25 protein-coding genes are annotated in these 19,583 nt (G+C 44.5%); 12 read left to right on the top strand and 13 right to left on the bottom strand.

Annotation, left to right across the window (positions count from 1 at the left end; translation table 11 throughout):
• Positions 1–1,497: threonine ammonia-lyase, biosynthetic (ilvA, locus tag ACUVJL_RS14945; protein ID WP_445246557.1), on the top strand; the 1,497-nt coding region annotated here is incomplete at its 5' end.
• 33 nt (positions 1,498–1,530) lie between these two features.
• Positions 1,531–2,739: a hypothetical protein gene (locus ACUVJL_RS14940; protein ID WP_445246556.1), complete on the top strand. Its 1,209-nt coding sequence runs from the start codon at positions 1,531–1,533 to the stop codon at positions 2,737–2,739.
• 20 nt (positions 2,740–2,759) lie between these two features.
• On the opposite strand, the gene ACUVJL_RS14935 is transcribed toward ACUVJL_RS14940, so the two are convergent.
• A complete protein-coding gene (locus tag ACUVJL_RS14935) occupies positions 2,760–3,605 on the bottom strand; it encodes an Rpn family recombination-promoting nuclease/putative transposase (protein ID WP_445246555.1) in 846 nt (281 codons plus the stop codon).
• A 65-nt stretch (positions 3,606–3,670) separates the two neighbouring features.
• Complete coding sequence (locus ACUVJL_RS14930; RefSeq protein WP_445246554.1) at positions 3,671–4,540, bottom strand: Rpn family recombination-promoting nuclease/putative transposase; 870 nt, start codon at positions 4,538–4,540, stop codon at positions 3,671–3,673.
• On the opposite strand from ACUVJL_RS14930, the gene ACUVJL_RS14925 reads away from it, so the two are divergent.
• Positions 4,534–4,698 carry a hypothetical protein gene (locus ACUVJL_RS14925; protein ID WP_445246553.1) on the top strand — a complete coding sequence of 55 codons (165 nt, stop codon included), beginning with the start codon at positions 4,534–4,536 and terminating at the stop codon, positions 4,696–4,698. The genes ACUVJL_RS14930 and ACUVJL_RS14925 overlap by 7 nt on opposite strands.
• A gap of 30 nt (positions 4,699–4,728) precedes the next feature.
• Here the strand turns inward: ACUVJL_RS14925 and ACUVJL_RS14920 are convergent, their stop codons facing one another.
• A complete protein-coding gene (locus ACUVJL_RS14920; protein ID WP_445246552.1) occupies positions 4,729–4,974 on the bottom strand; it encodes a hypothetical protein in 246 nt (81 codons plus the stop codon).
• Between the two features lie 125 nt (positions 4,975–5,099).
• Between ACUVJL_RS14920 and ACUVJL_RS14915 the strand changes: the two genes are divergently transcribed.
• The 3 genes from ACUVJL_RS14915 (at position 5,100) to ACUVJL_RS14905 (ending at position 6,453) form a co-directional block, all read left to right on the top strand.
• A complete protein-coding gene (locus ACUVJL_RS14915; protein ID WP_445246551.1) occupies positions 5,100–5,372 on the top strand; it encodes a helix-turn-helix domain-containing protein in 273 nt (90 codons plus the stop codon).
• Positions 5,373–5,548: 176 nt separating this feature from the next.
• Entirely contained in the window at positions 5,549–5,884 is a 336-nt protein-coding gene (locus ACUVJL_RS14910; RefSeq protein ID WP_445246550.1) for a XisI protein, read from the top strand.
• Between the two features lie 71 nt (positions 5,885–5,955).
• Positions 5,956–6,453: a DUF29 domain-containing protein gene (locus tag ACUVJL_RS14905; protein ID WP_445246549.1), complete on the top strand. Its 498-nt coding sequence runs from the start codon at positions 5,956–5,958 to the stop codon at positions 6,451–6,453.
• A 74-nt stretch (positions 6,454–6,527) separates the two neighbouring features.
• On the opposite strand, the gene ACUVJL_RS14900 is transcribed toward ACUVJL_RS14905, so the two are convergent.
• The 6 genes from ACUVJL_RS14900 to ACUVJL_RS14875 all read right to left on the bottom strand — a co-directional run bounded on the left by ACUVJL_RS14900 (position 6,528) and on the right by ACUVJL_RS14875 (position 8,710).
• A complete protein-coding gene (locus ACUVJL_RS14900; protein WP_445246548.1) occupies positions 6,528–6,875 on the bottom strand; it encodes a DUF5615 family PIN-like protein in 348 nt (115 codons plus the stop codon).
• Complete coding sequence (locus tag ACUVJL_RS14895; protein ID WP_445246547.1) at positions 6,872–7,207, bottom strand: DUF433 domain-containing protein; 336 nt, start codon at positions 7,205–7,207, stop codon at positions 6,872–6,874. The genes ACUVJL_RS14900 and ACUVJL_RS14895 overlap by 4 nt, the downstream gene beginning before the upstream one ends.
• 86 nt (positions 7,208–7,293) lie before the next feature.
• Positions 7,294–7,494: a hypothetical protein gene (locus ACUVJL_RS14890; RefSeq protein ID WP_332960090.1), complete on the bottom strand. Its 201-nt coding sequence runs from the start codon at positions 7,492–7,494 to the stop codon at positions 7,294–7,296.
• A gap of 41 nt (positions 7,495–7,535) precedes the next feature.
• The gene (locus ACUVJL_RS14885) at positions 7,536–7,700 is read right to left on the bottom strand and encodes a hypothetical protein (RefSeq protein WP_445246546.1); all 165 of its coding nucleotides are present in this window, start codon (positions 7,698–7,700) and stop codon (positions 7,536–7,538) included.
• Between the two features lies 1 nt (position 7,701).
• Complete coding sequence (locus tag ACUVJL_RS14880; protein ID WP_445246545.1) at positions 7,702–8,133, bottom strand: hypothetical protein; 432 nt, start codon at positions 8,131–8,133, stop codon at positions 7,702–7,704.
• Between the two features lie 76 nt (positions 8,134–8,209).
• Positions 8,210–8,710: a DUF6232 family protein gene (locus ACUVJL_RS14875; RefSeq protein WP_445246544.1), complete on the bottom strand. Its 501-nt coding sequence runs from the start codon at positions 8,708–8,710 to the stop codon at positions 8,210–8,212.
• Between the two features lie 264 nt (positions 8,711–8,974).
• On the opposite strand from ACUVJL_RS14875, the gene ACUVJL_RS14870 reads away from it, so the two are divergent.
• The 3 genes from ACUVJL_RS14870 (at position 8,975) to ACUVJL_RS14860 (ending at position 10,332) form a co-directional block, all read left to right on the top strand.
• Positions 8,975–9,493, top strand: a complete 519-nt coding sequence (locus tag ACUVJL_RS14870) for a hypothetical protein (protein ID WP_445246558.1) — start codon at positions 8,975–8,977, stop codon at positions 9,491–9,493.
• A 285-nt stretch (positions 9,494–9,778) separates the two neighbouring features.
• On the top strand, positions 9,779–9,985 hold the full coding sequence (locus tag ACUVJL_RS14865; RefSeq protein WP_333389380.1) for a hypothetical protein: 207 nt from the start codon (positions 9,779–9,781) through the stop codon (positions 9,983–9,985).
• Positions 9,985–10,332, top strand: coding sequence for a type II toxin-antitoxin system PemK/MazF family toxin (locus tag ACUVJL_RS14860; protein ID WP_445246543.1), 348 nt, complete (start codon positions 9,985–9,987; stop codon positions 10,330–10,332). Before ACUVJL_RS14865 ends, ACUVJL_RS14860 begins: the two co-directional genes overlap by 1 nt.
• Positions 10,333–10,557: 225 nt before the next feature.
• Here ACUVJL_RS14860 and ACUVJL_RS14855 read toward each other — a convergent pair whose 3' ends face one another.
• From ACUVJL_RS14855 to ACUVJL_RS14840, 4 genes are read right to left on the bottom strand one after another with little or no spacing between them, the layout of a single operon-like run.
• Positions 10,558–11,652, bottom strand: a complete 1,095-nt coding sequence (locus ACUVJL_RS14855) for an RNA-guided endonuclease InsQ/TnpB family protein (protein ID WP_445246542.1) — start codon at positions 11,650–11,652, stop codon at positions 10,558–10,560.
• Positions 11,653–11,690: 38 nt separating this feature from the next.
• Positions 11,691–11,819, bottom strand: coding sequence for a hypothetical protein (locus tag ACUVJL_RS14850; RefSeq protein ID WP_445246541.1), 129 nt, complete (start codon positions 11,817–11,819; stop codon positions 11,691–11,693).
• The gene (locus ACUVJL_RS14845; RefSeq protein ID WP_445246540.1) at positions 11,797–12,663 is read right to left on the bottom strand and encodes a DUF6920 family protein; all 867 of its coding nucleotides are present in this window, start codon (positions 12,661–12,663) and stop codon (positions 11,797–11,799) included. The genes ACUVJL_RS14850 and ACUVJL_RS14845 overlap by 23 nt, the downstream gene beginning before the upstream one ends.
• Positions 12,664–12,709: 46 nt before the next feature.
• On the bottom strand, positions 12,710–13,084 hold the full coding sequence (locus tag ACUVJL_RS14840; RefSeq protein ID WP_333247768.1) for a DUF1257 domain-containing protein: 375 nt from the start codon (positions 13,082–13,084) through the stop codon (positions 12,710–12,712).
• A gap of 414 nt (positions 13,085–13,498) precedes the next feature.
• On the opposite strand from ACUVJL_RS14840, the gene ACUVJL_RS14835 reads away from it, so the two are divergent.
• The 3 genes from ACUVJL_RS14835 to ACUVJL_RS14825 all read left to right on the top strand — a co-directional run bounded on the left by ACUVJL_RS14835 (position 13,499) and on the right by ACUVJL_RS14825 (position 19,411).
• Positions 13,499–14,695 carry a WD40 repeat domain-containing protein gene (locus ACUVJL_RS14835; protein ID WP_445246539.1) on the top strand — a complete coding sequence of 399 codons (1,197 nt, stop codon included), beginning with the start codon at positions 13,499–13,501 and terminating at the stop codon, positions 14,693–14,695.
• Between the two features lie 685 nt (positions 14,696–15,380).
• Positions 15,381–17,738, top strand: coding sequence for a PAS domain-containing sensor histidine kinase (locus ACUVJL_RS14830; protein WP_445246538.1), 2,358 nt, complete (start codon positions 15,381–15,383; stop codon positions 17,736–17,738).
• Between the two features lie 11 nt (positions 17,739–17,749).
• Positions 17,750–19,411, top strand: a complete 1,662-nt coding sequence (locus ACUVJL_RS14825; RefSeq protein ID WP_445246537.1) for a putative bifunctional diguanylate cyclase/phosphodiesterase — start codon at positions 17,750–17,752, stop codon at positions 19,409–19,411.
• Positions 19,412–19,583 lie beyond the last annotated feature (172 nt).

Below are 19,583 nucleotides of genomic sequence, written 5' to 3'. Positions count from 1 at the left end.
CTGGTACAAATCCTCACCGCCCGCGTCTACGATGTTGCTCAAGAAACAGCCCTAGAAGTAGCCCCCAATCTATCAGCACGGCTCAACAATAAACTTTTGCTGAAGCGAGAGGATATGCAGTCGGTGTTTTCCTTCAAACTGCGGGGTGCGTACAACAAAATGGCGCAACTGTCGCCGGATTTGCTAGCACAAGGTGTCATTGCAGCTTCCGCCGGCAACCACGCCCAAGGCGTCGCCCTCGCCGCCCGCCACCTGGGAACTCGCGCGATTATAGTCATGCCCGTAACGACGCCGCAGGTGAAGGTAAATGCGGTGATATCCCGGGGTGGAGAGGTAGTTTTGCATGGGGATACCTACGACGATGCCTACGCCTTTGCGCGCCAATTAGAGGCGGAAAAAGGTTTAACTTTTATTCACCCTTTTGATGACCCGCACGTAATTGCTGGACAGGGTACGATCGGCATGGAAATTCTGCGGCAACATCAAAAACCAATTCACGCGATTTTTGTGGCAATTGGTGGCGGCGGATTGATTTCGGGAATTGGGGCCTATGTCAAGCGGTTGCGGCCGGAAATTAAGATTATTGGCGTCGAACCCATCGATTCCGATGCAATGAATCAATCGCTGAAAGCGGGTAAACGGGTGCGTTTGTCGCAGGTGGGTTTATTTGCTGATGGCGTTGCTGTGCGGGAAGTGGGGGAGGAAACTTTTCGGTTGTGTCAGGAGTATGTGGATGAGATTATTTTGGTGGATACGGATGATGTTTGCGCGGCGATTAAGGATGTTTTTGAAGATACGCGATCGATCTTAGAACCTGCTGGCGCTTTGGCGATCGCAGGTGCGAAAGCTTACGTGGAACGGGAACAAATCGCAGGACAAACATTAATTGCTGTTGCTTGCGGCGCGAACATGAATTTCGATCGGCTGCGTTTTGTAGCAGAAAGAGCCGAGTTTGGCGAACGCCGTGAAGCCATTTTTGCAGTCACAATTCCCGAACAACCGGGAAGTCTCCGCAGGTTTTGCGAATGTCTGGGCAAACGCAATTTAACTGAATTTAGCTATCGAATTGCGGATGAGAAAGAGGCACATATTTTTATCGGTGTACAAATTCAAAACCGTGCCGATGCGGTGAAGATAGCGGCAAGTTTTGAAGGTTGTGGCTTCAAGACTTTGGATTTAACTGATGATGAATTAACGAAATTGCACGTGCGGCATATGGTGGGCGGGCGTTCGATGCTGGCCGATCATGAATTGTTTTATCGCTTTGAATTTCCCGAACGTCCGGGTGCGTTGATGAAGTTTGTCGGTTCGATGAGCCCTAACTGGAATATCAGCGTTTTTCACTATCGAAATAATGGCGCAGATTACGGGCGAATTGTGGTGGGAATTCAAGTCCCGCCCGATGAGATGCAGGAATGGCAGGCTTTTTTGGATACGCTGGGCTATCAGTATGGGGATGAGAGTCAAAATCCGGCATATAAGCTATTTTTAAGATAGTTTGGTTTGTGGTCTGGAAACAAATTAATATTTATGAACAGGATCAAAAAAATATTGCCGTTTTTTTTGATGATTTTTGCTGTTGCTGTTGTGGCAGCAGTTGCACATTTTGCGATCGAACAACTTTCCAGCCCAGTCAGTTATTTTCTACCTGTGGATACCAGAGATGGTGCAGAGTTGTACAAAAAAGAACTATCCAACGGAAATCTGGCTTATTTGCAAGTTATTAATGTCCAAAAAATGCAAATAGACCAGCTAATTGGAGAGGTCGATCGGATGGCTTTCAATAAAGGATTGTATTATCAGGGAGAAAACAAATATTACAGTCCTTTCTTTAAGAGCAAGTTATTCTCTGAAGTTACAGGAGAATACAAAAAGCTTTACGGTAATGGTGTTTTTTCCGTGATTAACTGTTCTTTTTTTGAACAATACGAACGCAGCACGCAGCTATCTTTTCCTATCAAATTCAACGGTCAAGTTATTACTGGCGGTAACGGCATCTACGGTCCCGTCAAGAAACCCAAAGATGGGCAGTATAAAAATGTTCGATTGAAAGCTTTGGTCTGGAACGATCGAGAAGCATATATCACAAATTACGAACCGCAAACAGGAAAGCCATTGAATCAAAAAGAAGTACAAAATGCAGTTGTCACTTACGAATACAAGCACCATCCAGCTAAACTCATATCTAAAAATCCCGCAAATAGGTATCACGTCATCGGTACGCTGGACAAAGATGGTCGCAAGGGTAATGAATTGCTGGCAATTATCACAGTTAATGAAGCGACATTAGATGCAGCAGCTAAGTTAATGCGAGAATTCGGAGTCAAAGGAGATATAGTGACGATCGACGGCGGACTCTCAACTTATCTATTCAATCCTAAAATCGGCGAGATTATGTTGCCTCAATCAAATAATATTGCCACTCGTGAACTGCCGCACTATTTAGGATTTAGGAAGAGAAAATCTCAGACAGCTTCACCAAAAATATTGGTGGATCAACCAGCAGTCCAAGTGCAGGTGGAAGCAAATAAACCTTATTTGATTTTGTGGAGAGACAATATTCAGGAGGAGGTCAAGATTGAGCTGTATCAAGAGAATAAGTCGGTTGAAAGCATAGCCAACCGCGCGACTAGCGATGGGGTTTATGAATGGAAACCTAAGATTGCTGTAAAATCAGGGTCTTTGATTCGGATTTCAAGTATTAAAAATGCCAAGGTGTCGGGGACTTTGCAGTTGTGATTATTGTTGCCAAAGAAATCTCATTGCGATCGCAAATTCCGCACATCCTCTATACTGAGTCCGGTTATTTGACCGATCGTTGCATCATCCAGGCGATCGAGCAATTGCCGCGCGATCGCCAGCTTTTCTGCTTGTCGAGCTTCTTGTCGAGCTTCTTGAACGGCTTGGAGTATAGCTCCTTGTTGGTCGTAAATAAACATTTCTCGCCGTTCGATATCTTCCAGTTCTTCCGGGCTTAAATTCACTTGATTTGCGATGTCAAAGGCTTGATGAATCTCTGGAACGCTATCCATTACTGGCGGGACATCCGTTATCGTCCTCGCATATTTCATGAAATAAATCCATTTATCGGCCAGCGTTTCTAGCTGGTCTACTTCCTTGGTAAATTTCGGAAGTTCTACAAAGACTAACTCGATATTATTATCGGTATAGATGAGATTTGTGCTTGCTTCTTTGTAGACAAATCTCGAAATTAGCCGTTCGCTATTAGGAAACATCTCGAAATCAGTCAGTGTTAATGCAATCACGGGTTTGAGCATTCGGTAGCCTTCTCCTTTCTGCAATTGAAAGGCGTAAGTTTTGGCGGCGTTGTACAATACTCTCTTACCGAAAGACTCTACGTTTAATACCTGCATTTCAATAATTACTAGGGTACCATCAACGAGTTTGGCTTTTACATCTAAATAAGTATCTTTCAAACCTTCGACTCTGGGCGGCAGGTTGGGGTTGATAATTTCTAAGTCTGCAATGGTAGGATTCCCATCGTAAATCATGGCGTTGAGAAAACTGATGAGAATGTCTTTGCTTTCTGAGGAGCCAAATATTTTTTTGAAGGCGTAATCGGTTTTGGGGTTGATGAATGTCATGGTTAGAATCGGGAATAACGATCGCTATTTCGATTTTATCATCGGTGATCTTTTTGAAATAAATCTCATTCCGATCGCAAATTCTGCACGTACTCAACGCTAAGTCCGGTTATTTGAGCGATTGTTGCGTCATCTAGGCGATCGAGCAATTGCCGCGCGATCGCCAGCTTTTCTTCTTGTCTGCCTTCTTGTCGAGCTTCTTGTCGAGCTTCTTGAACGGCGTCTTTAACAGCTTTAATTATCGTGCCTTGTTGGTCGTAAATAAACATTTCTTGCCGTTCGATATTTGCCAGTTCATCCGGGCTTAAATTCGCTCGATCGGCGATGCCAAAAGCTTGATGAATTTCGGGGACGCTATCCATTACTGGCGGTACTTCCGTTATCGTTATTGCGTATTTCATGAAATAGAGCCATTTATCTGCCAGAGTTTCTAGTTGGTCTACTGATTTGGTGAATTTAGGCAATTCTACAAATACCAACTTGATGTCATTATCGGGATATTGTAAGTTAGAGTTTTCTTCTTTGTAGACAAACCTCGAAATTAATTTGTCGCTATTCTTAAACATCTCGAAATCAGTAATCGTCAAGGCAATTACTGGTTTGAGCATTCGATATCCTTCTCCTTTCTGCAATTGAAATGCATAGGTTTTCGCTGCGTTGTACAAGATTCTTTGTCCGAAAGACTCGACGTTTAATACCTGCATTTCAATGATGACTAGAGTTCCGTCGGCAAGTTTGGCTTTGACATCTAAAGAAGAGTCTTTTAAGCCTTCAACTCGGGGCGGGAGGTTGGGATCGATAATTTCCAAGTCTTCAATAGTCGGATTGCCTTCGTAAATTATGGCGTTGAGGAAACTGATGAGAATGTCTTTGCTATCTGAGGAACCGAAGATTTTTTTGAAGGCGTAATCTGTTTTGGGGTTGATGAATGTCATGGTGGGAATCGGGAATCACGATCGCTATTTCGATAGTAACACTTGATTTCATCCTCAACGTTCGCTGTCTTAATTGTATTAGAAGGTCGATGGCTACGCCCCGGCTTGCGCCTACGAACTTGACGGGCGATCGCACGATTCCCAAACATCAGGTTTAGGAAATGCGATCGCCCTACTCGTCAGTTGCGTCAATTCTTATGCAACCATTTTGTCAGCACGCGCATCCACTGGCCCGTATTCGGTGCACGCTGCAAGTCGCTCCAGTCTGCCATTTGGGCAAAACCTAGTCGCACCAGCCAATTTACTACGGCGGTTATGCCTTGGCGGGAGCCAACAACCATGATACGCACGGGTTCCCGGTTTTCTCGATCGTCCGTGGGCTCTGCGTCTTGTTGGGTGTCGTTGGGCGGTTCGGTTAGAAAGTCTTTAGCCATTGGGAAGTCCTCATCTTCAAAATCAACTAATCACTACATATTGTGTAGTTACTACCAATCAGATGGCAATCACTACACATATGTAGTCATTTACGGTTGGGGCATCCCTTGGCATCATGGGGTGCATGAGAAAAGCTGGTCGAGTTCTGAGAGATGTGCTGAACACCTATGGCATTAGCCAAAACAAATTGGCGATCGCAATGGGTGTGCGAAGTTCTGTTGTCTATCGTTGGTTTAATGAGTTGATAGATCCAACTGGAGACTCGCTTGTGAAGATGGTTGTGGCGTTAAAGTTGCTCGATATAGATGCAGCGCGGGAGTTTGTGCGGCGCTATTTGGGTGAGATTTTGGAGGATGAGGGTGAGGGTGAGGTCGATCGATCTACAAACACAGAATAGACTTATTGTTCAGAAGGTCGATCGCATTTGACGGGCGATTCCCTTCCGGATAGCTTCGCTGGCGCGCACTTTTCCAGATAGACGCGATGGGAAGTACAATAAAGTTGAAGAATCTCGGTAGAGCGGCATCAAGTTAACCGCATTGTTTACGATCCAGTGAATGAGGTGATTGTGCAATGGATAAGCTAGAGCAGTATCGTCAGTGGATTCAAGCATTATTGACCGAATATGTGGCAACTCCGATCTCCAATGGTGCGATCGAATCCCAAACGCTTTTTGATACGCAGCGGGATCATTATCAGGTGACAAATGTTGGTTGGGATGGGCATCGGCGGGTGTATGGATGCGTGCTGCATTTGGATATTAAGGATGGCAAGATTTGGTTGCAGCAGAATACAACGGAGATGCGAATCGCGCACGAGTTGGCGGCAATGGGTGTGCCAAAGGAGGATATTATTTTGGGATTTCAAGCAACCTATGTGCGCGAATATACGGGCTTTGGGGTGGCTTAGCCATTGCCAAGGATGCGGCAATAAGTTTTTCAAAGTTGTACAACAAAATAACACTAAATTTTGATGTTTTTATGCAAACACCACAAACTGGAAAAATACCGGGCAACTTAACACAAAGTCTTTATGAAACTGATTTTTATGCTTGGACTGAGGAACAAGCAAAACTCCTCAAACATCGAGAATGGAGTCAACTTGACCTACCTAATTTAATCGAGGAGATTGAGTCATTGGGAAAACAAGAACGCGCCGAATTAAGAAATCGCTTGAGTATTTTGATTGGACATTTGCTTAAATGGGAATATCAAGTCTCGAAACGAAGTCGCAGTTGGGTGAATACAATTTGCATCCAGCGTATCGATATATTAGAGTTACTCAAAGAAAATCCCAGTCTCAAACCTTACCTACAAGAAGCTCTCCAGACAGCTTACATCAAAGGAATGGCATTAGCTTCTGGAGAAACAAATCTGCCACGAAAAACCTTTCCAGAGAATTGTCCGTATACGTTAGAAGAAATTTTTACCGAGGCTTTTTATCCTGGGGAACCTGCAACAGATGATGTGATGGAATAAGATCGATCTTAGTTTTTTAATTAGGGCGATCGAGTTTAAGGTGCGTCAAAGCTAAATTATACCGTTACAACTCATCATAAAGGGAGATACTGAATTTGTCCTGCTAATTCTCCCTCAAGGCTGCACTCCAAAAGTATCAGAATATCATCAATTACCCTACCAATTGGTGCATCGAAGGTAACTTCAACAACTCCTGACATTGGCTTACCTGCGGCCATACGTTCATAGGCATAGCGCGTAATCGTAGCCACATCATGAGTCAGCAAAATTCGATTTTCTTGGGCGGCCCATTCCAGCACTATTGGGTCATCTTCACCGGATAAGCCCACATCTTGGACGCGAACAATATCAATATCTGGTTTGCGACGCATCAAACCTCTAACAATTGTATTGTCAAAGTTTTCATCAGCTAGGAATTTCATGCCGATCGCTCTTGTTTGCGGGCCATTAATCTGTCGCGCAATCCCTGCGGGTCAAATCTTGCTTCATTCGTCTTGCGAATCTCTTGTGCCTGTTGCTGTCGAAGCTGCAAATACGTTTCGACTTCCTGCTGGTGATTGAGGTAAAAAGCGATCGCGGCATACACATCAGCCAACCGGAGTGACGGATAACGATAAACTATTTCCTCTGCTGTACTTCCCTGCTTAAAGACTGCAATGACGGTATCCAAAGTCACGCGAGTTTTACCCACTCGCACCACACCGTCAGCATTAGTTTCTAAGGGTGCAGGTTCAGCTACAACTACTAATGTCATGGCAACCTCAACGTTCGCTGTCTTAATTGTATCAGAAGGTCGATCGAACTTGACGGGCGATCGCTCTTAAGCCTAATACTTAGAACTTAAAGTATTATATCAGCAGCGATTTCCTGGCGTACTATCTCAGCTAGACTATCCCACTGAGCGTCTGTTGTAGCTTCAAATTGATCCTTCCACACCTGTTCATCACTGATATCCTCTTCCGCCATTAGAATGCGGATTAACTCTCGTTTCTCGATCGCCGACAGTTGTCTAATGGTAGGGAGTAATTCTGTTAGTGTCATAGGTTGTTTTCCTACGATGCGTCTATGTTAACGGTAGCAGGTTAACGTAGTAATTGCAACTTCTGGGGAGTTTTACAAAGATAGGCGCGATCGCATTTTAGTAGCGATCGCGCGGCGGTATGATATTCCTTACGTTGAAATGATTTGGTAGTTGCGGGCGATCGCACTTTTGTCTGGTAAGGGCGATCGCTCCTGGCACACCACAATCTATTCTGGTTTTATCCAACCTTTAACGATCGCCTTCCCGACGTTGACATAGGGATTTTTTAAGAACTCTTCGATCGCAGCTTCACCACCAGCTTGCAACGCACCAACTACGCGACGCTTGAAACCGGGGGTAGTTTCATCGTTAACGTAAACAATTTTTTCAGCCTCAGTAGCGGTAGGATGAGTTTTCTCTAACTGTTTGAGCAATTGTTGAATTTCTTCTGCTGCATCAGAAAGAGTTTGTTTCTGTTGTGATTGTTGCACAAAATTGTTGTTGTCGGAACTGGCATTCTCACCCATAGCCCCAGCCTGACCATAGTTATTATAGTTGGAAGTTTCTGACATTGATTTACTCTCTGATTCGGGTTTATACTTTACATCTCCAGTGACGTTTCCTTGAACCAAATTGCCATCGAAACTACTGTTATTCATTCCTACATATTTCGCTTCCATAACTGATACCATCCTCTAATTACTGATTGGAATTTTTAGTCTGATGTTCATTCAGTTAATCATCAGAACCGAACAAAGCATTTCCACCGACATCTCCCTGTATCCAGTTACCTTTAACCTGACCGTTGTTGATAGATATCTGGTAAATTGCATCTTTTTCTTTTTCAATAAACTCATAGATTGCTCCAATAGCCAATTTGAGGTTTGGCTTATCGGTTGTAGTAAAAAGCTTTTTATCGCCAGAATTTAGAGTTAGTAATAAACCGTAGTGTTTTGGCTTAGTAAAGTTCCAAATCGCACCTCCAATCGCAGCAAAACTTAAGACCAAACCTATTCCACTGTTTCCCAAACCAGCAATTGAACCCATTAAAAGAAGAGCAACTATAATCCCCCAAGGAATCGTTCCTATCTCTACCTCTCCTTCACTAAAACCTGTAATATTGTGAGTCTGGTAAACATTGTGTGAGAAACGAACTGTTTTTTTAGTTATGGTAATAACTTTATTCCTCTCTAAAGTGATGTTCTGATTGCTTCCCAGGGGATTTGGTGTTGCCATTCATTATACCTATAAAATTGATGGTTGAGACTATGTGACGACACCCTTTTCAGCTCAGAGGCGCAACTATGCACCTGTCAATAAACACTCTAGTAAGATGCTTGTGTCCGGTTTATCCATGCTAGACCGATCGCACCAACCCTGTAAAGCCAAAAAAGTTGGAAAAAGTGGGAACTTCCTAAAATTGGGATGCGAGGTCTAAAAAGTGGGAAAAAGTTGGAAAAAGTTTGGTATAGTAACCATACCTATCTCACCATCCCACCTATGGACAGTCCTCAGATATTGCAATTTGTCGATGAAGCTGTCTATACCAACACAGGTAAACGTTTAAATAACTTGCAGCGGAGGATTATCGCAGGAATACTGAAGCGTCAAAGATATGCTGACGTTGCAGAAACTTATGATTATAGCTCCCAGCACGTTAAAAAGGCTAGTCACGAGCTTTTACAAATGTTATCTGAAGTCTTTGGGGAACAAGTTAAAAAAAGTAATCTTGAATCCGTGCTAGAACGGCATATAAATCAGACTATAACAACTTTGGGTAATAATAATACTTTTAAAGATAGTAACAAAATTAGCTACATTAACAATTGTCCTAATGCTTCTACTCCTACCCCCGATCTAAGTCAGCCGGAAAATCCCGACTTGCAGCAGAAAAGCAAAAATAAAACTAAGATTGAAACAATTGATAAATTACGGCAGTTTGGCTTGAGCGACGAACAAATTGCAGAAGCGCTAGATATACCTTTAGAGCAGGTTAAGCAGGTGGACTTCGAGGAGTAAATCTGTGCTATCTCCGCATTTTACTGGCTCGGGCGATTCCCTACGGGATAGCTTCGCTTCACGCTCTTATACCAATTTAATGTGAACTTGCACATATCTCGATCCCCCTAAATCCCCCTTAAAAAGGGGGACTTTGATCGGAATCTTGTCCCCCCCTTATTAAGGGGGGCTAGGGGGGATCGGATTCTATGCAGCCTCATAAAACATTGGTATTAGTTGTTTTGTTATAATCATCGAAGGTTGCCTTGTTGAAGTAAAATAAAATATTCCCACCTTTTTTCAGCTATGAACACAAAACTCATTGAATCCTTAGTACAAATCATCCAGACACTCTCAGAAGAGGAGCAATTGCTAATAAAAGCAAAACTATTTAATAACATCCCCTATCCTTCTACTGTGGAAATAACCCAGTTAGCCCAAAGCGGAGGAGCATTTCAATTCCTGGACGACGAACCTGATATTTACACCCTTGAAGATGGAGAGCCAATTTAGTGAAGCTAAAAAAAGGAGATATTGTTTTAGCTGAATTTCCCTTTACAGATTTGAGTCAGAAAAAGTTACGTCCGGCTTTAGTGCTGTGGGCAAGTTCAACCATAGATGAAATTACGATCTGCTTCATTTATTCGCAAAATGTCACTAGCCTAAGTTTAGATGAATTTGCTTTAAATGCTTCAGATCCCGAATTTCCCAGCACGGGATTAAAAGTATCTTCTAAAGTTAGAGTGACTCGGATTGTCAGTGTTGAACAGAGATTAATACTGAGACGATTGGGCGAGTTAGGAAGTCAGCAAATGCTGGAATTAAATGCAACTATCATACAAGCATTTCAATTAGTATAGCCTTGTTTACTCTCGCGTACTTGCCGGAAACGATCGCAAATCCCTGCAATAAAGGTTTCGCCGTCAATCGGTGGAGTATGTTCGGATACCGCAACAGCAGCATCTATCTTAACTGCTTTGTAAAACTTACTTAAACTTATCTAAACTCATTTTTAGACACAGTTTGTGCTTACTTCCTACGCTGTTGGGTAGACGGCTAATCCCAAGATAAGTAGGCTATCCCCCTCAAGCCGAGGGTTCCCAATTTAAAATGTTTAGACTTGCGTTCCAGTCCCGATCTAAAGATATGCCACAAGCAGGACAGTCAAAAGTCCGAATGCTTAGTGGCATATCTTTTTTGGTGCCACAATTGGAACAAGTCTTGGTACTAGGAAACCACTGGTCTACCAATACTAAATTAGCTCCATACATTTGACACTTGTAGTCAAGTTGACGTTTGAACTCGTAGAATCCAAGGTCAGATATTGCTCCAGCTAACTTGTGATTCGCCATCATTCCATGAACATTCAAGTCTTCAATCTTAATTAGCTTGAAAGTTTTAGCCAAATAAGTGGTCAACTTGTGAAGGAAATCTAAGCGAATACGAGATATTCGGGCGTGGAGCAGACCAATCTTGTTGTAGGTCTTGCGCTGGTTTTGAGAGCCTCGCACCTGCTTTGATGCTTTGCGTTGTAAAGTGGCAAGCTTGGTTTTCGCACGGGCTTTCAACGGCTTTGGTGCGTCAAAAGTTTGCTGGGTTGACAGCGTGGCAAAAGACTTAATACCGAGATCGATTCCTACAGAATTTGCAGGCTGCTGAACAGATAGACGTTCTGCATCAACGCAAAAGGAGACAAACCAGCGATTTCCTTCTTTTGAAATCGTGAAAGTTTGAGAGACGAAGCTACATTCTAGGGGTTCAAAAAGCCTAAAAGTCCCCAATGTAGGAATCTTAATAGTTCTACCAGCAGTTAGCAAAACTTTGCCGTTAGACGAATCGACCGTAAAGGATTGACCGTCTCTGCGACTGGCGAATCTTGGATGACCTGCTTTTCCAGAACGATAGCGGCTAAACGCATCTTTGAGAGCAATCAAAGCATTTTGGTAGACTCGGCTAGATAACTGGTTCATCCAATCAAATTCAGGCTTTTTCTTGACATGATTGGTCAGAACTTTTTTGACTTCGTTGAGTACCTTCGAGTCGGTGAATTTCCCCTCGCCATACATTTGAGTCCGCAGGCTCAACCCAAAGTTAAAAACTACGCGCCTAAATCCTGCGTGCTTCGCCATCAAGGTCGCTTCCTTGTTATTTAATTTGAGCGCTCGTTTAATGGCAAACATACTTAAACTTCCTCAATGGCGATTAACTATGGACAAGTTTAACAAACTATTTGACACTTAAGTCTTACTCCTACAGTATCGATCCGCTGGCGATCGGCCCGATCGTACTCATCTAACAATCGCAAAGCAACTTCACAACACAAACTAGAATCCTCGTGCAAACTCATAGGCAACATTCGTGATGCGGCCGCGCCAGTAGGGCAATAGCGAGCCATCAGGCAGTTGCCACGCCACCTCACCCGATCGCGGAATCCGCATACCGTCTCGCAATTCGTAGTCCCAGAAACGGCCTTGCCAGGGCGCAAACACCAGTCCCCCGTTAACTGTACGGGCGCGGGCCTCGGCGCGGATACTGGCGATTAGCCCTGCTTCATCAAAGCGGAAATCCAGAGAAACAGCGCTGTCGCCATCCTGTAGCGTTGCTCTGGCCGAAGAATTGTCGATCGCCTCCCAGCGAACACCCTGACTCGGCAGCAGTCTCGTGGGATACCAAGCCGCCTCCGCGAAAAAGCGCATCAGTTCCCCTTGTGCCGCTTCTGGAGTGCCGCGGATATCCGCCAGAGTCACCAGGCCCAGCAGCGCTGCATGGAGGATGCCTTCGCCAGAAATGTAGGCATCATGAACGAACGCATTGATACCGGGGATCATGGCAATTCGCCCGTCCCAGTCAAAGCCAGGGCGCTGAGTAATTACCAGTTGAGTTGAGGTGAAGGCGCTCCATTTTTCTGCGGTTTCGCTCATGTTAAACGTGCCTTCGTGGGAAACCCGCGCTGCTACAATTAGCGGTTGTCCATCCTCGAGCACCGCGCGAAAGTAGCGCTGCACGGGCTGGGGTAAATCGGCGATTTCCCGCGCATCAAATGTCAGAGGTTTAATCGGCCTTCGTGCAGCTTCCAGATTCGCTCGCAGTTCCTTGGTACCCAGATGCCAGCGGTATGCCCCAAGGGCGATCGCGCCCACAATGCCAACTACAAGCGCGAGGATGATTAGTACGATCGGCGATCGCCACATGGTGATTCCTCTTGATACCTAAAAACGAGTTAATCAAGCGCCAGTCTTAAACCCATCTACCCACTACAACTCTCACCGTTCCATCTGCCAAAGTTTCCTCTTCTTCAACATGAAAACCCTCTGACTGCACCGCCGCCATCAAACTTTTGCGCGCGTATTTTTGACTAATTAAATTGACAAATTCCTGCTGATTAATTCGAGCGCCCCAAAAATCCGCCACCAATTCATAATCCTCTCCGCTGCGGCGAAAACCCAAATCGTAACCATTGGATTGCCGAATCACGTACTCGGCATTAGTTTTGTCACCCCGATAACCCCGTACCTGCACATTGGACTCTACTTGATAACCCAACTCTTCCAACACTTGATGCAGCAGTTCGCCGTTCTTGATCTGAACCTTGATCGTTGTGAAGTGTGACATATCACTTTCGGATTTTTGTGTAAAACGCTGATTTGATTATAATACTATAAACTGCAACAGTCAATAAGTTAACTGGTTCCCAGGCTCTTAGCCTGGGAATCAATGTCCCGAGGCTCTGCCTCGCGAAAATCGAGGCAGAGCCTCCGGATCTGCGTTACCAGGAAGAGCCTGGTAACGAGTAGAATCATTTAGGATTGCTATATAAACTGCAACAGTCAATAAGTTAGAAGTTTGGATTTTAAACCTGGTTTGAGCGTCACCGAAAGCAGCCACGGTACAAGCCCCCGGATTCATCTGTGCAGAAATTAAAAACATAGTATCCGATAACAATTCCCCCGATTCATCCGTGACTTCGCTTTCTTCAATCCTCCAATTCTTAAAATCTAAAATCCAAAATCTAAAATCTAAAATCCTATGGTGCCCGACAATTCTAACCAACCCAGAGAATATGATGCCGTCCTCGGCGGCCAAAGTCAAATCCCGATCGCAGGCGCTGTTTTGGGAGGCATCGCCGGGGTAAAGCAGCGCTTCAACAGTCCTAGTATCCAGTCGCGGATTGCCGCTGTTAAAGATGCTCCTAAATACGGAGGCGCTGGTTTAAATTTAGCAATTGAGGCGCTGCTTGACCCCGCAGCAGAAGTGCAGCGAGTGGCTTATTTAATTTTGCGGCCGAGGACAGAACCTCTAGTGCGCCAAGCTTTAAAAGACTTCGTGCCTTACAAGCTTTTTGACTGCATCCGCACAGTGAAAACTGGGACAAATCTTGCCATTAGTCCCGGAGGATCTCGCACGGCGAGTTTGCACGGGAAAATAATTAAAATTTGCGATGTAGATACAGGAGAAATACTCTATACTGTTGACAAGTATCCCCGCGCTCAAGAAACTTTTGTCCTTTGCCAAGAAAGCGAAGTTTTTGTGAGGAGCAGAAATACTCCGAAACACCGTGCGATCGAAATTTGGCAGGGAGGAGAATTGCGGCATACTTCCCTCGGACATGAAGCGGAAATTAGCGCAATTGTCATCAGTCCCGACAGTCAAGTTATCGCCACCGGTTCGGCAGATGCTACTATCAAAATTTGGAATTTAGAGACGGGAAAGTTAATCTGTACTTTTGGCAGTCATTTAACTTGGGGAGCTCATAAAGCAGGAATTGTTAGTCTTGCTTTTAGCCCGATCGCACAAACTCTCGCTAGCAGCAGTTCTGACGGTACAATTAAACTGTGGAACCTCCGCAGCAGAGAATGCTCCCAAACAATTAAGGGTTATGCGAATTGTCTGGCCTTGAGTCCAGACGGCCAGACTTTGGCGAATGGCGGCTGGGACAGGAATATTCAACTGCGGCAGCTATCGAATCCAGATAGTTCAATCACTTTGGCAGGGCATTTTAACTCGATAAATGCGATCGCCTTTAGTCCCGACGGACTCACTGTTGTCAGTGCTAGTGCCGATGGTAACATCAAATTTTGGAATGCCAGTACCGGCGAACATATTCACACTCTCAGCGGACATCAAAACTCTGTTACTTGTCTTACTTTTAGAAACGATGATGAAACTATTATCAGTGGCAGTATAGACAAAACTTTCAAAAGCTGGGGAGTTATACCATTTTAGATTTTAGATTTTAGATTTTAGATTTTAGATTTGGGCATGACTTATCGGCTATGGGTTTGGAGCTTGCCTACAGTTGTAATTTTATTGACTGCTATTAATTGCATTCCCGCGAATACCATACTAAAAAAATATTATTCCGATGCAAATGTCAACGATATTATTCTGATATTTTTTATCACTCAACCCGAGCTTTTTTCGTATAAACTGGGTTTAGCAAGGCAAGCCTGTGTTCAGGACTATCCTCATAAAACTCCCTCGGACGGACTTCCTAAGTACAAACACCTTTTATGAGTGGTAATTGACCGGACATGAGATCAAGAGTGCGTCCAGGACTGTTTAATACTTCCCAATTCCCGATTCCTCGGTGCGTGAATATACGCAAACAAATATAATAAATTTACACCTCCTGTTTTTGTGCCAGCCGAGGATTGTGGAACTTTTTTTTGCACGACTACACATACTTACAGTATAAGTACCGATTCACAGGCATTATTCACCTGATTGTCAATTTCTGAACAATCGCCAGAAAGCCTGAGCGAGCCGCAATTCCTGAATTGTTTAAACTAGCTTTAAACTATCGCATCTGCCTCGGCTGAGTATCGCAGCTAACTGTAATATTTGACTCAAAAAGTTTATCCTTAAAAGATAGGCTGGGGTTAAATATACAGTGCAGCCCAGAGTAACCATGTCACACTGCAACCAATCCATCTGTCCTTCCCGCAATCTCGCAGAAATGTGCGACACTGCTGCCACTTGGCAGCACAAAGCAGATCGACTAACGGTAGAATTAAACAGCACCCAGGAGCGGCTTCACGCAGAAATCGATCGGCTCAAACAAGCCAACGAAACCCTGCGGGCCGCCGTCAGTTGTGCCTCGATTTTCCTGTGGGCAACAGACAGAGACGGCAAGTTAACCCTTGCAGAAGGCAAAGGATTAGAAAATTTGGGACTCAAACCAGGTGCAACTGTAGGGCTGTCCATTTTTGAAGTTTACAGCAGCCAGCCAAATATGTTAGAAAATATTGCCGAGGTACTAGCAGGAAACGATCGCACTTGGAATGCCCGAGAGGGGCATTGTATATACGAAATTCGATCGGCAGCCCTGCGAGATAGAAACGGCGAAGTTGTCGGCGCAGTCGGTGTTTCTACTCAAATTACCGAGCGCGAGCAGTCTATCGCAACTCTGTTCATGGCAAATCAAGAATTAGAAGACAAACTTCAGCAGCAAACGGCAGTCTTCAATGCAGCACTTGCCGAAAGCGAAAAAAAGTACCGCAACCTCGTAGAAACCTCCCAAGAATTGATTTGGTCGATCGATATTGAAGGGTTCTTGACTTTTGTCAATTCCGCCGCCAAACGCATCTACGGTTACGAACCGCCAGAAATGATCGGCCGCCGCTTCACAGATTTTTTAGTTCCCGGGCAAAAAACTCGACCAAGAGAAATATTTGCGCAACTTTTAGCGAGAACCAGCGTTCAGCCACAAACCGCTAATTCTCCTTACGAAACAGTACACATTCGCAAAGACGGTACTCCCGTCCACCTGCGCGTCAACAGCATCGTCAACCAAGCTGAAAACGGCGCTATTATAGGCTTGTGCGGAACGGCGACAGATATTAGCGATCGCTTGCGATCGGAAGAAGCACTCCAAGAAGCTACAGACCAACTTCGCGCAGTCTTGGATGCCGTGCCCGGACTAATTTCTTGGATCAGTTCAGATTTGCGGTATATTGGAGTCAACAAGCACTTAGCAACCTCATTCAAACTGTCTCCTGAAAGCTTTGTCGGTCAAGAAATCAACTTTCTCGAAAAAGGCTCGAATTTTGGAGAACTGATCCGAAAATTTTTTGCCAGTTCATCTCAGCAAATCTGGCAAGAAATAGACCTCGAAAATAACGGCTCCGTCCGAAATTATTTGATAGTAGCTCAGAAATATCATCAGGGAACCGCAGCAGTTTCGGTAGGGATAGACATTACCGAGCGCAAGCGCGCCGAAGCTCAAAAAACAAAATTAATCGCTTCTTTGCAAGAGTCGGAACGCAAATTCCGCAGCCTTTACGAAGCCACCAGCGACGCAGTAATGCTGCTTGACGAACAAGGTTTTTTTGACTGCAACCACGCCACCTTAGCAATCTTTGGCTGCCGCAATAAAGAACAGTTTTACGGCAAGAGAATGAGCGAATTTTCCCCACAATTTCAGCCAAACGGACAAGACTCATCGAGTCTAGGAGCAGAGAGAATATCGACAGCAATGGAAACAGGTAGCTGTCGCTTTGACTGGATACACAAACGGGTAGACGGTTCAGAGTTCCCTGCCGAAGTGCTATTAAATGCAATGGAAATTAACGGGCAAAAAGTAATTCAAGCAGTAGTGCGGGACATTACCGATCGCAAGCGCGACGAGGATGGCATCAAAGCATCCCTCGCAGAAAAAGAAGTTCTCCTTAAAGAAATTCACCACCGCGTCAAAAACAACCTCCAAGTTATTTCCAGTTTACTCAAACTTCAGTCCCGCTACATCCAAGACAGCCGCGTTAGTGAAATGTTAAAAGAAAGTCAAAACCGAGTCCGCTCAATGGCCCTGGTTCACGAACAATTGTATCAATCCAAAGACTTGTCAAACATTGACTTTGCTGAATATATCCAAAATCTAGCCCACAATTTATTCCAAGCTTATGAAATTCATGCACAAGGCATTAAGTTGCAAACAAATATAGCGCCGTGTTCTCTTAATATTGATACGGCTGTTCCTTGCGGATTAATTATCAACGAGCTTGTGACAAATGCCCTCAAATATGCTTTTACAGGGCAAATTAAAGGTAAAATTAACATAGATTTCACTTTAGATAACAGAGTTTGCGTGCTAACCGTGAGCGACAGCGGAATTGGTTTTCCTCAAGACTTAGATTATCGAAAAGCCCGAACGTTGGGTTTGCGACTGGTCGGGTCTTTAGTTAAGCAAATTCGGGGAAAAATAGAACTGTTAGAAACTCCTGGCACGACTTTTAAAATAACCTTTTCCAAGCCCAAATTGCATTCTTAGGAGAGAATTTAATGTGCCAGAAAAAAATTCTGATAGTTGAAGATGAGAGCATCATTGCGGAAGACATTTCCGACAGTTTAATATCTCTAGGATATCGAATAACTGGTATGGTCTATTCTGGAGAAGAAGCGATTGAAGCGGCAGCCAAATTTCGGCCGGATTTGGTTTTGATGGATGTTAACCTGCAAGGAGAAATCGACGGCATTACAGCAGCAGCAGAAATTCGATCGCGCTTTCAAATCCCGGTAGTTTATCTGACAGCTTATGCTGACGAAAACACTTTGCGGCGCGTCAATGCGACCAAACCCTTCGGCTATATTGTCAAACCATTTGAGGAAAAAAACTTGCACACAACTATTCAATTAGCTCTCCACCGACATGAGTACGATAGCTTGACAAACTTGCCAAATCGTTCGCTGTTGCGAGAACAGCTAAATCAGGTATTAGAGAAGCAAAAAGAATTGCCAGCAATGATTCCCGTTATCACTCTCAGTTTAGATAGAATTAACCGGATTAACAGTACCTTGGGACACGATATCGGCGACTCGGTACTTTGCAAAGTTGCGCAGCGGCTGAGTAACTGCAGGGAGAACATTAATATTGTGGCTCGTTTGGAAGCTGCCGAATTTGCAATTGTTATCCAACCAGTTACCGAAAAACAGGATGCTGCCAAGATTGCTCAAAACATTTTAGATATTGTAGCCCAACCTATGATTGTCAAAGGCTCAGAACTTTACCTCACCGCAAGTATCGGCATTTCTTTATCTCCAAGCGACGCCAGCGATGGAGACCAACTGCTGAAAAATGCTTATACAGCTATGTACAATTCTCAGCAACAAGGTGGTAATAATTATCAGTTTTATATGGCAAAAGTCGCGAATAGTTCCATCAATATATTTACTCAAGAAACTTGTCTCCGTAATGCTTTAAAACGCTCGGAATTTGAAGTTTACTATGAGCCGCAAATAGAAATTAAAACAGGAAAAATTATTGGTGCTGAAGCTTTGGTGCGCTGGAATCATCCAGAAAGGGGCAGAGTTTCCCCGGGAGAATTTATTCCTATGGCTGAAGAAATGGGCTTGATTGCACCGCTGGGCGAATGGGTGTTAGAGACTGCTTGCAGGCAAACTAAAGCTTGGCAAACACAGGGTTTGCCTCCGCTGCGGGTAGCAGTCAACCTGTCAGCCCGCCAGTTCGAGCAAAAAAATTTGACGGAGAGAGTCAGCCAGATATTGAGAGAAACTAATCTCGATCCTAAATGTCTGGAATTAGAATTGACGGAAGGTCTGATTTTGCAAGATGAAACGGCAGCCCATCAAGCTTTTACGGTGTGGAGAGATATGGGGATTAGGATAGCAATTGATGATTTTGGCACTGGTTATTCTTCTTTGAGTTATCCGAAACGCTTTCCGTTTGATGCGATCAAAATAGACAAGAGTTTTATTCGCGATCTTGCAGACGATCGCCAAAATGCAGCGATTACAATAGCAATTATTCAAATGGCCCACTATATGAACATGACTGTGATTGCTGAGGGGGTAGAAAATGAGTCGGAACTTGCTTTTTTGTGCGCTCACGGGTGCGACGAAATTCAAGGTTATTTTTTTAGTCCGGCTTTGCCAAGGGATGAGTTTGAAGCGCTGCTCAAAAGCGATAAGTGCTGGGATATATAGCCTTTCTCAGTAACATGAGGTACCCGACGTGCATAGGGCATGGGGCATGGGGCATGGGGCATGGGGCATGGGGCATGGGGCATGGGGCATGGGGCATGGGGCATGGGGCATGGGGCATGGGGCATGGGGCATGGGGCATGGGGCATGGGGCATGGGGCATGGGGCATGGGGC

Source organism: Microcoleus sp. OTE_8_concoct_300 (genome assembly GCF_031383065.1).
Classification (GTDB): domain Bacteria; phylum Cyanobacteriota; class Cyanobacteriia; order Cyanobacteriales; family Microcoleaceae; genus Microcoleus.
This window is presented reverse-complemented; position numbering and strand designations above follow the sequence as displayed.

What these genes read in the sequence shown, in the direction of transcription:
- ACUVJL_RS14895 (WP_445246547.1), bottom strand. Translation starts at nt 7,207, where the DNA reads ATGACATTAGTAGTTGTAGCTGAACCTGCACCCTTAGAAACTAATGCT.
- ACUVJL_RS14875 (WP_445246544.1), bottom strand. Translation starts at nt 8,710, where the DNA reads ATGGCAACACCAAATCCCCTGGGAAGCAATCAGAACATCACTTTAGAG.
- ACUVJL_RS14880 (WP_445246545.1), bottom strand. Translation starts at nt 8,133, where the DNA reads ATGAATAACAGTAGTTTCGATGGCAATTTGGTTCAAGGAAACGTCACT.
- ACUVJL_RS14935 (WP_445246555.1), bottom strand. Translation starts at nt 3,605, where the DNA reads ATGACATTCATCAACCCCAAAACCGATTACGCCTTCAAAAAAATATTT.
- ACUVJL_RS14835 (WP_445246539.1), top strand. Translation starts at nt 13,499, where the DNA reads ATGGTGCCCGACAATTCTAACCAACCCAGAGAATATGATGCCGTCCTC.
- ACUVJL_RS14930 (WP_445246554.1), bottom strand. Translation starts at nt 4,540, where the DNA reads ATGACATTCATCAACCCCAAAACAGATTACGCCTTCAAAAAAATCTTC.
- ACUVJL_RS14925 (WP_445246553.1), top strand. Translation starts at nt 4,534, where the DNA reads ATGTCATGGTGGGAATCGGGAATCACGATCGCTATTTCGATAGTAACA.
- ACUVJL_RS14910 (WP_445246550.1), top strand. Translation starts at nt 5,549, where the DNA reads ATGGATAAGCTAGAGCAGTATCGTCAGTGGATTCAAGCATTATTGACC.
- ACUVJL_RS14940 (WP_445246556.1), top strand. Translation starts at nt 1,531, where the DNA reads ATGAACAGGATCAAAAAAATATTGCCGTTTTTTTTGATGATTTTTGCT.
- ACUVJL_RS14830 (WP_445246538.1), top strand. Translation starts at nt 15,381, where the DNA reads ATGTCACACTGCAACCAATCCATCTGTCCTTCCCGCAATCTCGCAGAA.
- ACUVJL_RS14840 (WP_333247768.1), bottom strand. Translation starts at nt 13,084, where the DNA reads ATGTCACACTTCACAACGATCAAGGTTCAGATCAAGAACGGCGAACTG.
- ACUVJL_RS14845 (WP_445246540.1), bottom strand. Translation starts at nt 12,663, where the DNA reads ATGTGGCGATCGCCGATCGTACTAATCATCCTCGCGCTTGTAGTTGGC.
- ACUVJL_RS14850 (WP_445246541.1), bottom strand. Translation starts at nt 11,819, where the DNA reads ATGAGTTTGCACGAGGATTCTAGTTTGTGTTGTGAAGTTGCTTTGCGA.
- ACUVJL_RS14905 (WP_445246549.1), top strand. Translation starts at nt 5,956, where the DNA reads ATGCAAACACCACAAACTGGAAAAATACCGGGCAACTTAACACAAAGT.
- ACUVJL_RS14900 (WP_445246548.1), bottom strand. Translation starts at nt 6,875, where the DNA reads ATGAAATTCCTAGCTGATGAAAACTTTGACAATACAATTGTTAGAGGT.
- ACUVJL_RS14855 (WP_445246542.1), bottom strand. Translation starts at nt 11,652, where the DNA reads ATGTTTGCCATTAAACGAGCGCTCAAATTAAATAACAAGGAAGCGACC.
- ACUVJL_RS14865 (WP_333389380.1), top strand. Translation starts at nt 9,779, where the DNA reads ATGAACACAAAACTCATTGAATCCTTAGTACAAATCATCCAGACACTC.
- ACUVJL_RS14915 (WP_445246551.1), top strand. Translation starts at nt 5,100, where the DNA reads ATGAGAAAAGCTGGTCGAGTTCTGAGAGATGTGCTGAACACCTATGGC.
- ACUVJL_RS14825 (WP_445246537.1), top strand. Translation starts at nt 17,750, where the DNA reads ATGTGCCAGAAAAAAATTCTGATAGTTGAAGATGAGAGCATCATTGCG.
- ACUVJL_RS14920 (WP_445246552.1), bottom strand. Translation starts at nt 4,974, where the DNA reads ATGGCTAAAGACTTTCTAACCGAACCGCCCAACGACACCCAACAAGAC.
- ACUVJL_RS14870 (WP_445246558.1), top strand. Translation starts at nt 8,975, where the DNA reads ATGGACAGTCCTCAGATATTGCAATTTGTCGATGAAGCTGTCTATACC.
- ACUVJL_RS14890 (WP_332960090.1), bottom strand. Translation starts at nt 7,494, where the DNA reads ATGACACTAACAGAATTACTCCCTACCATTAGACAACTGTCGGCGATC.